The 15,084-nt window shown below is 38.0% G+C and carries 10 protein-coding genes; 5 read left to right on the top strand and 5 right to left on the bottom strand.

Translation table 11 applies throughout. The features are described from left to right. The first annotated feature begins 81 nt into the window (after positions 1-81). The 3 genes from AC2SLN_RS03290 to yfaE all read left to right on the top strand — a co-directional run bounded on the left by AC2SLN_RS03290 (position 82) and on the right by yfaE (position 2,851). The gene (locus AC2SLN_RS03290) at positions 82-615 is read left to right on the top strand and encodes a DUF6985 domain-containing protein (RefSeq protein WP_486548611.1); all 534 of its coding nucleotides are present in this window, start codon (positions 82-84) and stop codon (positions 613-615) included. 497 nt (positions 616-1,112) lie between these two features. Next, positions 1,113-2,246, top strand: a complete 1,134-nt coding sequence (nrdB, locus tag AC2SLN_RS03285; RefSeq protein ID WP_486548612.1) for a class Ia ribonucleoside-diphosphate reductase subunit beta — start codon at positions 1,113-1,115, stop codon at positions 2,244-2,246. 347 nt (positions 2,247-2,593) lie between these two features. After that, positions 2,594-2,851 (top strand): class I ribonucleotide reductase maintenance protein YfaE, encoded by a 258-nt coding sequence (gene yfaE, locus AC2SLN_RS03280; protein ID WP_486548613.1) that lies wholly within the window; start codon positions 2,594-2,596, stop codon positions 2,849-2,851. A gap of 249 nt (positions 2,852-3,100) precedes the next feature. Here the strand turns inward: yfaE and AC2SLN_RS03275 are convergent, their stop codons facing one another. Then, entirely contained in the window at positions 3,101-4,435 is a 1,335-nt protein-coding gene (locus AC2SLN_RS03275) for a S1C family serine protease (protein WP_486548614.1), read from the bottom strand. Between the two features lie 710 nt (positions 4,436-5,145). Here AC2SLN_RS03275 and AC2SLN_RS03270 point away from each other — a divergent pair. Further along, entirely contained in the window at positions 5,146-5,943 is a 798-nt protein-coding gene (locus tag AC2SLN_RS03270; RefSeq protein WP_486548615.1) for a Nif3-like dinuclear metal center hexameric protein, read from the top strand. Positions 5,944-6,964: 1,021 nt separating this feature from the next. Further along, positions 6,965-8,200 (top strand): MltF family protein, encoded by a 1,236-nt coding sequence (locus AC2SLN_RS03265; protein WP_486548616.1) that lies wholly within the window; start codon positions 6,965-6,967, stop codon positions 8,198-8,200. A 354-nt stretch (positions 8,201-8,554) separates the two neighbouring features. Here the strand turns inward: AC2SLN_RS03265 and AC2SLN_RS03260 are convergent, their stop codons facing one another. From AC2SLN_RS03260 to AC2SLN_RS03245, 4 genes are all read right to left on the bottom strand, one after another. Continuing rightward, on the bottom strand, positions 8,555-11,905 hold the full coding sequence (locus AC2SLN_RS03260; RefSeq protein ID WP_486548617.1) for a LysM peptidoglycan-binding domain-containing protein: 3,351 nt from the start codon (positions 11,903-11,905) through the stop codon (positions 8,555-8,557). A gap of 382 nt (positions 11,906-12,287) precedes the next feature. Then, positions 12,288-12,782 (bottom strand): hypothetical protein, encoded by a 495-nt coding sequence (locus AC2SLN_RS03255; protein ID WP_486548618.1) that lies wholly within the window; start codon positions 12,780-12,782, stop codon positions 12,288-12,290. Between the two features lie 517 nt (positions 12,783-13,299). Then, a complete protein-coding gene (locus AC2SLN_RS03250) occupies positions 13,300-14,523 on the bottom strand; it encodes a CNNM domain-containing protein (protein WP_486548619.1) in 1,224 nt (407 codons plus the stop codon). 81 nt (positions 14,524-14,604) lie between these two features. Then, positions 14,605-14,898 (bottom strand): HU family DNA-binding protein, encoded by a 294-nt coding sequence (locus AC2SLN_RS03245; protein WP_486529926.1) that lies wholly within the window; start codon positions 14,896-14,898, stop codon positions 14,605-14,607. Positions 14,899-15,084: the final 186 nt, after the last annotated feature.

The raw sequence follows: 15,084 nt of genomic DNA, 5'->3' as shown, positions 1-15,084 counted from the left end.
CCCTCATCATGGGTTATTACCCACGCTACCATACTACATCTAACCTTTTTATTTTATCTAAAATCAATCAAAGGTACTCATATGACTGATATTCCCTATCTAGGCCAACTTCAGAAAGGCGATTTTGATAACTGGCTAATCAGTCAACCTGTCGCTGTGAAAGTTTTAGGCGGTAAAAAATATCGCTTTGTTTTAGAAGATTACGAGGAAGACGAAGATAAAGAAGCCTTTCATCAAGCCATCGCTAATTTTTTAACCATAGATGACAACGTTCTAAAACAAGCTGTAGATGGTATCTATCAATACTATAAAGATATAGAAGCGATGTTAGACGAAGACGATATTATTAAGATTGGTAATCCTAATGATGTTTGGCAACATATCCAAGTTGATAGCACACCCATTGTAATGCGTCGCCCATATGGTGATAAAGCGATTTATATTTCCTTAGAATGTGAATGTGATTGGGAGCCTGAGCACGGTCTGCAAATAGTTTTTAAACAAGGACTGTCTGTTAGTAAAGTAGGTGCATATGACGGTCATCTGTCTAATGCAGATAGCTATGGTGACCCTAATCTTGAAAATGTTGTGTATTACTCATACCCTAACGAGTAGCATTGTGGCAGTGAAGTGAAATCCAACAAATAACGTGCTACAACCTGTTGGGTCTCGTACCTTTACACCAACCTACTTTAGGACTGTTTTGATGCGGAAGTTGTTCTTTAAACACTGACGTATCAAACTCATAAAGAACGCCCCCTTCCTTTTCCAAAGGAAGGGCTGGGGATGGATTTAAGTCACTATGAAACACAGATTAGCTCTAAAAGAACACCGCAACTCGATTCAAAAAAGCTATTTAGTTCTTGATTTAAAGCCCGTTAAGACCCGTTGAGAAATGGTACTGCAATTTTTTAACATTTTTTTAGGGATTAGCTCCCGCATTTTTAACTTTATAGACACTATGTGTAGGGCAGAATTAAGAAACATTGAGTCAACTATTAACTTTTTAACACACATCGTTGAACCACTATAAAGCATTATATCTACACCCTACTAATGACATGCTTTAAAATACACCCACTTCAAACACTCTGGAAATAAAAGGTAAAGCCATGACATATTCAATATTTTGCCAAACTAAAAATGATGCGATGAAAGAACCCATGTTTTTTGGTCAGCCTGTCAACGTGGCGCGTTATGACCAGCAAAAGCATCCGATTTTTGAGCAACTCATCGAAAAGCAGTTATCATTCTTTTGGCGTCCTGAAGAGGTTGATGTGTCGAAAGACCGTATTGATTATGGTAATTTATCTACTCACGAACAGCATATTTTTATCAGTAACCTAAAGTACCAAACTCTACTCGATTCAATTCAAGGCCGTAGTCCTAACGTGGTGCTGTTGCCACTGGTCTCCATTCCAGAATTAGAGACATGGATTGAGACGTGGTCATTCTCTGAGACCATACATTCACGTAGCTATACTCATATTATTCGTAACATCGTTAATGATCCTAGTGTCGTGTTTGATGATATTATGGAAAATGAGCATATCCTGCATCGTGCTGAAGGCATTGCTGAATATTATGATGAGTTATACCGATACTCACAGCTTTACAGCTTATTCGGCCCCGGCACGCATATAGTGAATGGTGAAGAGAAATACGTTGATTTGCGTAAATTGAAAAAGATGCTGTATCTGTGCTTGATGGCAGTGAATGTATTAGAAGCTATTCGCTTTTATGTGTCATTTGCCTGTTCGTTCGCTTTTGCAGAACGTAAACTGATGGAAGGTAATGCCAAAATTATTAAGTTAATTGCCCGTGATGAAGCGCTACATCTGACCAGTACCCAGCACATGCTTAATATTATGGCAGCGGGTAAAGATGATCCAGAAATGGCGGAAATTGCTAAAGAATGTTATGAGGAAAGTATAGAGATATTCCGTACGGCAGCTGAGCAGGAAAAAGAATGGGCGGGATATCTGTTTAAAGATGGTTCGATGATCGGACTGAACAAAGATATTCTGTGTCAGTATGTTGAGTATATTACCAATCTACGTATGGAAGCAGTTAGTTTACCTTCCATTTTCCCTGATTCTAAGAGCAACCCTATTCCATGGATTAATACATGGTTGTCCTCTGACAATGTGCAAGTTGCGCCGCAAGAGACAGAAATTAGCTCGTATCTAGTCGGTCAGATTGATTCCGACTTGTCTGATAGTGACTTTGACGATTTTGAACTGTGATGATTTTGAACGCCAGTAACTCTAGGATGTAGAGTTGCAGCATTTGACTAGCTATATTTATGGGTATATTTAATTGGGTATAGTAAAAATTGTTGGTAGCTCGGCTGTCATATTTTATTCATGAAGCTAGGTTACGGTGAATGCAGGACATACTAACTAAACATTTGGACTTGTTGTTTTGGGTTAAGTATCTTTTTAGAATCTGCTTAGGCTATTTTTATATAGTCGATTCAATTTAATTCTGCTACACGACAACCGACCGCAGATAGTACAAGTAGTACATCTAGGGCGGTTAACACCGTAGCAGGTTTAAAGTGGATTGACTATAGATGTAGTATGGTTAATTTATGACTTGGGTTTTTACCTCTAAAACACGCTTTTATTTACATGAAGACGAGACGTTACTTGATGGCTTGTTACGTACTGGTCATGATGTGAACTTCCAGTGCCGTGAAGGTTATTGTGGTAGCTGTCGTGTTAAGCTTACTGCATCTTCATACCCTGTCAATTACGCCACCCCGCCACTGGCTATGGTTGAAAACAATGAGATACTTCCCTGCTGCTGCCAAGTCAAAGGTATGATTCATTTAAAGGATTTACACTAGCGGCTTCGACTATCGAGCAGATTAATCCTCTTAGTTTGACCCACAATAATATTTGAGTAGTTACCCCATCACACACAAGAAGCCCGCAATATTATTGCAGGCTTCTTGTGTGCAACCTATCAACTCTGGACGCTAACTTGGTAGCCAGAACTTATGGAAGGTCTAAATTAAGCTAAACCATAGCAACAATCACATACTTAAAAGTAGACCAAACGCTTTTGTTACCACAAGACTGCTTCATATAGTCGTTTAATTGTTGGGTCTTGCGCCTTTTTCAAATAGCTCAATTAATTCTTCACGTAATTTAGCTCTATCCTCTAAGCTCATCGGCGATTCGAGGCCAGGCTCTATGAGTTCTGACTCGTCTGGTACGCCCTCCTCACTATCGGGCGCAGGTAAAAACTCAGGTATTTGCTGCATACCTTTCTGGGTAGGACGTTCTGCAAGAGTAATATTGATAGTCATCGTCTTAGACTTACGTACAACCTGAGCAGATAACACAGTATTTGGCATTTTTCGGGCAACATACTGAATAAGACTGTTAGCATCTTTCATCTCTTTGCCATCGATCGACAAAATAACATCACCCACTTGTAAATTACTTTTAGCAGCTGGGCTATCGGGTATCACATTCAATACCTCAACCCCTGTGCTGCTATCAAATGAAGTAGGGTCACGTAGCTGGGACTGTACTTCAATGCCTAACCAACCACGGCTTACTTTACCCTCTTTAATGATGGCATTCATTACCTGCTCTACCAAAGCCGTCGGGATGGCAAAGCCAATACCCATTGACCCACCAGAGCGTGAAAAAATAGCCGTATTAATACCCACAAGCTCGCCTCTAGCATCCACTAATGCACCGCCGGAGTTGCCTGGGTTAATCGCTGCATCGGTTTGAATAAAGTCCTCAAAGGTATTAATACCAAGCCCTGTACGACCTGTGGCTGAAATAATACCTTGAGTAACCGTCTGACCCACACCAAAAGGGTTACCAATAGCCAATGCCACATCGCCAACCTCAATGGGTGCTTCTCGGAACGATAGCGGGTTAAGCCCATCCATATCAACTTTAATAACGGCTAAATCACTATCTGGGTCTGTACCAACCACTTTAGCCACGGCTTTACGACCATCATTTAATGCGACAACAATCTCGTCGGCTTTAGCGATCACGTGGGCGTTGGTTACAATGAACCCATCTTTAGAGACGATAACCCCTGAACCAAGGTTAGTTGAACTACCTCCCTGCTCTGGTAATTGACCATGAAACTCATAGAAGCGGCGCAAGATTGGGTCATTCATGTAAGGATGCTCTGTGACTGCCTGAGTAGTGTAAATATTGACCACAGAATGCGACGCACGTGCCACAGCATCATGATAAGATGAGATGGGCTCTGGCTTATCTAGTGTGTTATTAGAGCCTAAGGGGATGCTTGTCGTATCACTACGCGGTGGCTGCCAAGTATTTTGCTGGCTGGCTTTTAAATCAATATATACCCAAATAAATGCCACTAATACAGCCACCAATAATAACCATGGCAGTATTTTCCATAAGACATTTGTGTTTGATTTTGCGGACATATCGCTCCTTAGGGTTTAAAATTCAACTTTTATTACCAATACTATCTATAGTAGACAGTAAGTTGATATAACTGCACTATCGAAATCTTGCGGTACTCGGTAAAAGATTACGCAGTAGCAGCGTAGAAATAGCAATACAAAATAAGCAGGAATGCATATTAACAGCGGCAATTATATCAATGTTCACAACCAAACTAGATGACACACTAAGCTTTATGATGAATACAAACTTATGCGAAATTCTATAGAAAACAGATACCAACAAGCAATGTAACATTTGTAATCTATATAATTAGGTTTGACGCTATTTGATATAAATTGCTATTTTATGCCCTTACTGTAGCCACTAACCAAGATAGTTTACACTAGATAAAATCTCTACAAACTATTTAATAATCAGTCAACACATCATTAGTTAGTTAGTTAGTTACTTATTTATTATAGTTTAGTCTATCTAGAAGAAAGTCCAGTAATTTACTAGACCAGTAGCCCGAAATTAACCTGCAATTAAATAGTTAAGCAAGCATAATAGTTAATATAAATGAGATAGCTCATTAAATACCTAAATTAAATACCTAAAGCTTAGCAAATCTTATACCAATATAAGATAAAAATAGGGATACAAGATAGAAGTAAGATAATTAAATACATAAACTATCATTATAGTAAAGTTTATATTAAAAGATGATCTCACAATAAATGAGGATAATATGATTCACGGTCAAGCAACCCCGTTAGAATTAGAACGTTGGTGTAATACCTATTTGAGAGCAGATGATTTCAATGACTATTGCCCAAACGGCTTACAAGTTGATGCAGATGCGCCAATCAAAAAAATTATCACTGGCGTTACCGCTAGCCAAAATTTAATTAATGCGGCTGTGACTCAAAATGCAGACGCTATTTTAGTCCATCATGGCTATTTTTGGAAAGGAGAACCCCAACCTATTACCGGAATAAAAGGAAAACGCATTCGTACTTTAATGCAAAACAACATCTCATTACTCGCATACCATTTACCACTCGATGCCCATCCAGAAATTGGCAATAATGCAGTATTAGCCAATCAGCTTGGCCTAACCATTACTGGGGCACTCTACCCTACAGAAAAACATCCCGTTGGCAATATTGCAGAAGGTGATCCTCAGTCTATTGGCGAATTTATTACTACAGTAACGGAGATATTAGGTAGAACGCCACTGCATATTTCAGCCAATAGTAGTTCAACAACGAACGATCAAACATCTGATAAATGGATCAAGAAAGTTGGTATTTGCACGGGTGGTGCTCAAGATATGATTGAACAGGCTGCAAAAATGGGCTGCCAGCTTTATATATCTGGTGAGATATCTGAGCGTACCACGCACTGCGCACGAGAATTGGGTATAGATTATTTGGCAGCGGGGCATCATGCCACTGAGAGAGGCGGTATAAAAAATCTGGGAGAGTTAATTCAGAAAAGACTGGGTATTGAGGTATTATTTGTTGATGACCCAAACCCTGCTTAATTATTCACGTTAATATTCCTCCGCCACTACTAGAGTGACAAATGTTTTGATTTAGTAAATCGTAGGGGTTTAAATTATAACTCTATAATTGTTTCACTAAATATTATATAATTGAGCAGTTACGGGTCTGCCTTTTTTATTTTATTCGGCGTTTTCAACCCTATTCAAGTTGAATATTAAACTTGAATTAATGTAGTAACAGCCCAATATAGAGTACACTTAAGCAAAATATTGCCTATGCAATATTTTGTCTAGATATTTTCAGATGTATTTTCTTTTTGCTATAAACTGGCAAATTTTACAAATCATCGCAAGTGCGGATTTTAGTTGCTTTAGCTATTTAGTTACATTTGATGGATGTTATTTTAGAGTTATCAAACTCAATCATAATATTTAATCGTAACTATTTGCCTCATTCAACTAATGCACAGGTTTAGGATATTTTAATCTTAAAACCTGTATTCATAAGTGAAGGTTACGGAATTTTTAAAATAAAATGAGTCAATACGAAGCAAAATTGGGTTGAATAGTCATTCTGTTTAATGCTAATTTTAACGAAGTAGGGGCTTGTTTTTGCAGAAAACAGCCAATTATAAGTTATGAATGCAGGTTCTAAGACTGTGTATAAGATTTATTAAGAGTAATGATAGGTTGCACCAATACCCTATAGATTAAGGTATTAAAACCTCATTAATGCAAATTAATATTTTATATTTGTATGTATACAAGATAGCTGTCCTTTCTTGTATATCTCTTAAACGTCTTAAGTTCGTCTGCTAGCAACTCTTGTAGATAGAGTAACGCAGTATTCGCTTTTTAATTACTGCCTTATTACGCTTCTCAAGACCTATGCCCAGCACATTAGCTAATATAATGTGTTTAAACGCATTGACCGATTAATTTTATAATCAATGCGCTAAATGGCATTAAATGTTGCTCATATATGTGGTTTTAACGAGAATTTGATGCAATGGTGTATCAGTCTCTACACATTATGGATGGTTGGACAAAGGAGACATCCATGCAACGCATGACCTATTGGTTACAACGCAAAAGCACTCACATATCAAAACCTCTTAAAACTTCAAATACTACTAAAAGCCTTCGCGGTTTTTTATCAGTACCTTCTATAAAAAGACTTGACGCTTACCAAATACCACCTGCTAAAAGATTTTCAAAAACAAAAAAATTTGCTCAACTCTCTAGTATTGCATTTTTATCCTTACCTGCCCAAAGCATTACCTTGACTACGACTCAAGGCAGTGATCATGCTGCGTATGATAAAGTGCAATCTTCAAACACACTTGTGGTGGCATCAGTAAAAGGTGATAGTACATTTTTTTCGACTGATGGCTTTCAGCACGGATTTGGTTACGACCTTGCTCGTACTTACGCTCAACAATTGGGCGTTGAAATTAAAGTCATAGATTTTGAGAACGATGCCCAAGCTTTAAAGGCGGTAAACCTTGGTCAAGCAGACATGGCTTTAACCACAGCCAGTACTCGTGATACGGAAAATGCGGGTCTATCCGCAATGAATGTTAGCTGTGGCTACGATCAATCATTAATAAATAATGGTTTACACCCAAAAACTAACTGGAGCTTTAAAAATGGCACTGACCCATTAGCCATTGAAGCCAGTCATTTTTTATGTGCGAATGATCAGTTAGTCCGTACCGCAAAACTTGCAGACTTTTATGATCAGAACTTATTAAAAGACGACTATAATCGTGAACACTTTGAGAAATCACTGAATACCAATCTACCAAGCTATAAGACCTCATTCCAAGAACAAGCAAACAACTATGATCACGATTGGCAACTCTTGGTAGCTATGGGGTATCAAGAATCACATCTTGATGCTAACGCTGTATCGCCTACCGGTGTCAGAGGGCTAATGATGCTTACCAATAGCACTGCTAAAGCTATGGGAGTATCTAACCGGGTTGACCCCTACCAGAGTATCGGTGGCGGTGCTCGCTATCTTGAGCAAATGAAAGCAACTTTCAGTGATGTTCCAAATCCAGATAGATTATGGTTTGCTCTTGCTTCATATAATATGGGACCCAATGCGGTTAAGAAAATTCAGCGCAAACTTGAAACGAAAGGTTTAAATCCAAACAGCTGGGCTAACGTATACTCATATTTATCAAATAACGCCTCAAGCAACTCTCGTTATATTCAATGTATGCATTACGTGACTAACATCCGTAGTTATTTGGAAGTATTAAAAACCAGACCGACAGAATTAACCTAACGTTTGAATTCTTGCTCCTTACTTTCAGCTCTTTAAATAGAGTCAAATACCATTGATTCAGGTAATACGGTAGTAGTAAGATAACTGGCATTAGTAACTATATTGTTAATTGCTACATCAGTAAGATAAACGAAGTTATCGCCATAACAAACTTTGAAATGTTTTTGTATCATTGATGATCATCTTCCACACTTAAACTTCGCTATACTTGAATAGTTTATATTGAAAGAGCCCACCTATTAATAGAATAGATGGGCTCTTTTATATATGACCGCTTTTATATGTATATAACTTTGCCAAATTGACTATCAAAAAGCATCAGTATCATAACAAGACACTTATTAGCCCACAAATTTATTTAACGGGCACTTTAATTACTTGACCTTTTTGCAACATCGTATTACTGTCGATGCCATTTAATGTTGCTAATTGAGAGCTTGATATGCCATATTCTCTGGATAACTTAATCAAGCTATCTCCTGCTTGAACCCTATAAGTTGTTATCGTAGCGGGAATAGCTATCTTCTGACCAATTTGAAGCTGGGCATTGGTCGTTAAGTCATTTGCGGCAGCCAACTTACTGACACTCATTTTATACTTATTAGCCAACCCAATTAATGAATCCCCTGATTTTACCGTATAATTGGCTGACGAATTTGACCTAACAACCTCTGAATTCCTAGCGCTTGTTGAATGAGAAGGTATATTCTTAGAACTATTGACAACACGGCTTGGCACTTTTAAGCGTTGACCAATACGTAGCTGGCTATTGGTGTTCATATCATTAGCAGAGGCCAAATCTGACACTGAGACATCATATGACTTTGCTAAACCAATAAGCGTATCTCCAGATTTAACGCTGTAAGTATTTTTATAATCAGCGCTTGGGCTCGATGAGGTTGATTTATCATTTGACTGGCTAGCACCATTTGAAATGCTTAATCTCTGACCAATCCTCAACTGCGAATTAGTTGAAAGATTATTCGCGTCAGCTAAGCTAGAAACTGAAACCCCCAATCTATTGGCTACACCAATTAAGGTGTCGCCAGAGCTCACTGTATAATTAGTCAGATTAGTAGCAGAGGCAGTCTGATTGACTTTTGAAGATGGTTTCGACTGCGCATCTGTTTTCTTAGAGTGAATATCGTCAGCACCTGGAATAACAATGGTACTACCAAGTAGTAGCTGCGAGCTGGTCGATAAATTATTGGCTGCTGCTAACTCACTGAGAGCCACATTGTATTCATTAGCAATACCAATTAAGGAATCTCCAGATTGTACTTTATACTTTATCGACTCATTATTTAACACTACCGCAACTCTTTGTTTATCAACAGGTAATTTAATACTCTGACCCCGTTGCAAGCGTGTATTTTCAGAAAAATTGTTTATTTCAGCAATGTCACTAACCGATATCCCAATTTTTCTGGATATACCGATTAAAGACTCTCCTGCTTTTACTTTGTAATTTGTAGTCTTACCGCTGTATTTTGAATTACTACTACTAGATGTCGTTGCTTTTTTTGACGCATCAGATTGTTTGTTAGCGGGTACAACTAGACGCTGTCCTACTAATAATTGTTCAGAAGCGCTCAAATCATTCATTGCAGCAAGCGTAGATAAAGACAGACCAAATGAGTTTGCAAGTCCAATTAGACTCTCTCCACGCTTTACTGTATACGACTGTGTATCGCCTTTATAATCTGATTTTGCACTTGCACTATTTTCAGCTTCGAGCTTTGAAGATTCTACCATGCCTGGGATTAACCACAGCTTATCACCAACTCTAAGATCAGCTTTAGTTGATAATCCGTTATAGCTCGCTAAGCGAGAAACACTAAGCCCTACTCTGTTTGCTGTACCAATCAGTGTATCTCCTGGACGAACAACATAGGTATTGGGTTGACTATTAACTGCATTAGCGTCTTTAGGTTTTGCCGACTCACTAAGTGGTGCAATTGGTTTTGCATTATAGAGATAGAGCTTAGTGCCAGATAATAGTGTGGCATTTGGATTAATTTGGTTCCAATCGGCAATATCTCGCCAATATAGACCAGCTCTAGAAGCAATATTAATTAGGGTATCACCAGGCATAACCGTATAAGTCGTACGTTTTCCTGAGGGTTTAGGTGCACTTTTTTGCGTGGCTTCATTGTTAGTTGTGCCAAAGCTTATACGCTTCTCTTGACCTTTGGCCTCTAAGATTGACTGCTGAGTTTGGACAGCATCCAGTTTAATATTACCGTCAATAGAACTTACCACCTCGCCGATATCGGAAGTCTGACTCTTAATCTGAGCGGATATAAACTCCTTTTCCGAAGCTGATAGAGGCGGCTCTTGTACAATAGTTGAATTCTTTGTGATTTGAGCTGACGTAGTTGGCAAGGTGTTGGAGGTAGCCAGCTCTGCTTCAATTCTCTTTTTCTCAGAAGCACTTAGAGGTGGTTCAGTGTATCTCGTTGTTGTAGGTGTTGGTACGATATAGGTACTGTTTTGTACAGGCGCACTGGCTTTACTCGCGAACTCTGCTAACCCCTCAGACGTTTTTACCATTTTTTTATATTCAGTATCTGGAATACTCGCCGTAAAGGTACCGCTTCCAGAACCACTTAGCTTACTTAATGTATTATCAAGGGTAATATTAACCTCATTTGGAATAATAATACGATTCGGTCCTGCCATATCAACTGTTGAATTAGTAAGAGCTGGGTTTAACATGCGTAGCTCATCATAACTTACATTAGTGAGTCTAGCCACCTCTTGCAAGCTTACGCCGTAGTTAACGGGCACACTGCGGAAATGCTGTCGATTCGCAATTGCAGGTAAATAGATGCTATGTTTACTGGTGTCTTTCACAATTTGTGCTACTGCTAAAAAGCGAGGAACATAATTCATTGTTTCAGTTGGCAAGCTTAATGACCAAAAATCGGTAGGTAACCCTTGAGCACGGTTTGCATCAATTGCCTTTTGCACTCTTCCGGGACCCGCATTGTAAGCAGCTAAAGCAAGCTCCCAACTACCAAACTGATTGTACAAAGAGGTTAAAAAGTCGTAGGCTGCACGCGTTGACTCAACAACATCCCGTCTACCATCATAGCTTGGTGTTTGAGTTAAGCCATAAATACGGCCTGTACTTGGAATAAATTGCCATAGCCCCGCAGCTGCGGCATTACTTGTACCCGTTGGGTCATAAGAGCTTTCAATGACGGGTAGTAAAGCAAGTTCGGTCGGTATATTCCGACGTTCAGCTTCACGCACGGTATGATATAAGTAGCGGCTGGCTCGTGCCGTAAGCCTATTAATATATTCCTGTCGAGTTATGAACCAACTTTTCTGCGCCTCAATCCTTTGATTGTTCTGATATTGGGACTGATTCAAACTAAAACCAGCACGTACCCTATCCCATAAGTTACCAAACTTTTGGATGGCTAATTTGTCATCTTCGACCATCTTCATGTCAGTTGCTTCTAACAAATTAGCCAACTCTTCGAGGCTCTCATCATCGAGTAAAGACGTACTATAGCCATCGCCTGCTGGCACTGAAGACACTGCTTCTGACTGAGCGACAGGGATACGATGCGATGAATTAACACCGCTGCTATTGCCCATATTGGAATTGCTACTACAAGCAACCATCAATATCGAACTGACGGCAATGACTAAAGGAAGCTTACAAAAATGCAGAGAGATAGTTTTAAAATTCATGGTAATGATGACCCATTAATGATCCATTAATATAGATACATAGTGATGTGATTTATTATATGTTATCCAAAAATTATCTTATTGTAATAAATTCTGTAGTCATAAGGGCTTTAATAATAATGCTTGTATTATAGTAAGTGTCATATTAATACTCATTATTAACTACGCTTTTTTGAATTAGTTTTTTGGATTTCATATTGGTTAGTGTATAAACTTTAACTTACCAGAAAGTTAAAGTTTATGCAGGGATATAGTAATAATAAATACTTGGCTATCAGTGCATCGTTGAATGCAATTTAATACGATATTAGAGGCTTGCTATTTGACTTGCTATTTGAGTTATTTATTTACTTTCGTCATTTAGCTTTTTTTTATTCCACTTTTATTCGATCGAAACCTGGGCAACAGCTCTCAATAAAACGGCATTGTTATTATCTGCTTTTAAAGTCGCACGTGACGAAGTAGTAAGTGTGGTTTGACTACCATCTTTAACCCACTTTTCCACAGTAACAACGTTAGCCTTAGCTTGATTACCACTAATTACAATGTTAGACACTTGAATATCATATTGATAATTACTGGTTTGCGACCAACTGTCCTGTAAAAGTCTAAGGTAAGCAGATTTATCGAGGCTGGTTGTTTTGCCTTTACGCGACATAGATATAAGTGCATCATCTGCGACTAACTTAGCTACTTGTGAAATATTTTTACTGTTAGCCGCTTGGCGCATAGTGGTCGCATAATTATTGACCGATGCTTCTGTTATGGTTGCGGCATGTGCCCCAGTGGCAACGGTTACCGTTAACACACTAGCAATAGCTACTGGTAGTGAAGCGGTTAATATGTTTGATGTTGATGAATAAGTTCTATTGAACATGAGTCTTCCTTTTTAGTTAACTTTTAATACTTAGTAATAAATAACTTCGCATATTATGACTATAGTAAGTGCTCTTAAGTAACCCTATTTGATCAATAATATTTAAACATAAGAACTTAATCATATTACTCAATCGATTTCATAACAAAATACTGTACCAGTTATATACTCATGAATCTTTAACACGAGCTTTCAATACCTTTAGTAATACTAAGACCTGATCATGGCATAGATATTACTGATGACCTACTGGTCTAAATTAAAGTCCTTTGGTATATCTTCATGATAGTACACTTAAGATAAGGCAATATTAATCTCGTGTAATATTTAGTCACAGAATGACTCATACTGAATATTCATTTAAAATCGACCAATTTAAACATTTGATGAAAAATAGTGTGTACTGTCCACATCTCTAAAACTCAACAAGAAACTAGGTATTATCGCATTAGGTAATCTATGTTAATGACAGTAGGGTTAAGAAAAATTTTGCCAATATATGTATTAGGAAAGACCCTTATTGAATAATCTTATCTTCTGGATTATCATTCTCAACCAACATTCCTAACCTTGCAGATCTTTTCTGCATCAATTGCCTAGCAAGATCTTGCATATCTTCAACTCTGTCTATCTCATCAACAATCTCTAAACCCAATAAGGTCTCGAGTACATCTTCTAAGGTTACAAGCCCCTTAACTTCGCCAAATTCGCCCACAGTGACAGCAATATGGATACGCGTATTGAGCATTAAGTCCAATAAATCAAACAACTTCATTTTAGAGAAAACAAACGTTATTTCACGTTTATAGCTCTCTAAAGGTTTATCCATGTGGTTGTTTGCTTTAGCCAAAAGTAAGTCTGTTTTTAATACAAATCCTGTAACATTATCTAGATCTTTATCATAGATTGGTAGTCTGGAAAATATAAGCTTAGGACGGTTTGCTAATAGCTCTGCAACAGTCATTGATTGCTCAAACGCATGTATGACTGATCGTGGGGTCATAATATCTTCAGCTTTAATCGCCCCAAAAGCCAATAGATTTCTAATAATACGAGATTCCAAAGGATCTATTTGACCTGACTTTTCTCCCACACTAGCAAGAGCTGCAAACTCATTGCGGCTAAAAGTGTGTGCTTGCTGACCACGGGTAAGTAGCTTTGTCAGTTTTTCAGAGACCCAAATTAAAGGATATAAAAGAAATATAATACCTTTAACAAAATAAGCAATAGGCCCAGATAATTGACGCCAATATATGGTGCCCATAGTTTTAGGAATGATTTCTGAACCAATCAGTATCAATAACGTCATCGCTGCAGAGAAAGCCCCAAACCATTCACTACCAAATACAATGATTGCCTGTGCGCCAGCACCTAAAGAGCCAATGGTGTTCGCAACTGTATTTAAAGTTAAAATAGCAACAATAGACTGATCTATGTTGTCAATCTTAATATCTTGCAACATCATAGATTTTTTAGGGTTTTCTTCAGCGATTGACGCCACATATGAGGGTGTCATCGTTAATAATGAGGCTTCAGAAACCGAACAAACAAAGGAAACCACGACTGACAATACGATAAATAGTGTCAAAAGCACTACATGAATGCTATATCCAGAGCTTTGAATCGCTGCATCAGCATCTTTTCCAGCAGCAAAAGCTAGCAAGGGTGCGAGAATAATAATTATAAGAATTGGAGTTAAAAAACGAGGAACCCATGCGGTTGTTCGGAATCGATCTTTCAAGTCAAGAACCTAATATAGTTAGACGTTATAAAAAAAGATATAATAAGTACCAAGGATAGCATTAAACGTTATCTATTACATCTATTTATCATTTACACCCTCACGCAGTGCTTTACCTGGTTTAAAATGTGGAATGGCTTTAGCTGGCACTATCACAGTTTTACCCGATTTAGGATTACGGCCTTTTCTAGATTTACGGTGATGTAAACAGAATGTACCAAACCCCCTGACTTCAATCCTATCATTAGCTACCAAGCTTTTTGATAGTAAATCTAAGATTTCGCGTACTGCTAAATCCACTTCTGAATCTGCAACAAAGTCGCATCTTGCAGCTATATTATGCATTAAATCTGATTTATTAATAACTTCTGTCATATCCATTTGACCTTTCAAGGCTTCCCTATTCTAATTCATCTAAAATACTTAAATTATAGCTTAAAAATTAAACTGTCAATCTATAAAAAATAAGTTATCTGCTACCAGTAAATCTAACCAAAACAAATACGTTTAGACTTCAAATTCAAAAGTCTATAGAAGCGTGTTCTTATAAACATCTTATCT

The organism is Psychrobacter sp. CX90 (assembly GCF_057396305.2).
Note: the sequence above shows the minus strand (reverse complement) of the source record. Positions and strands in the feature narration are given on the sequence as shown.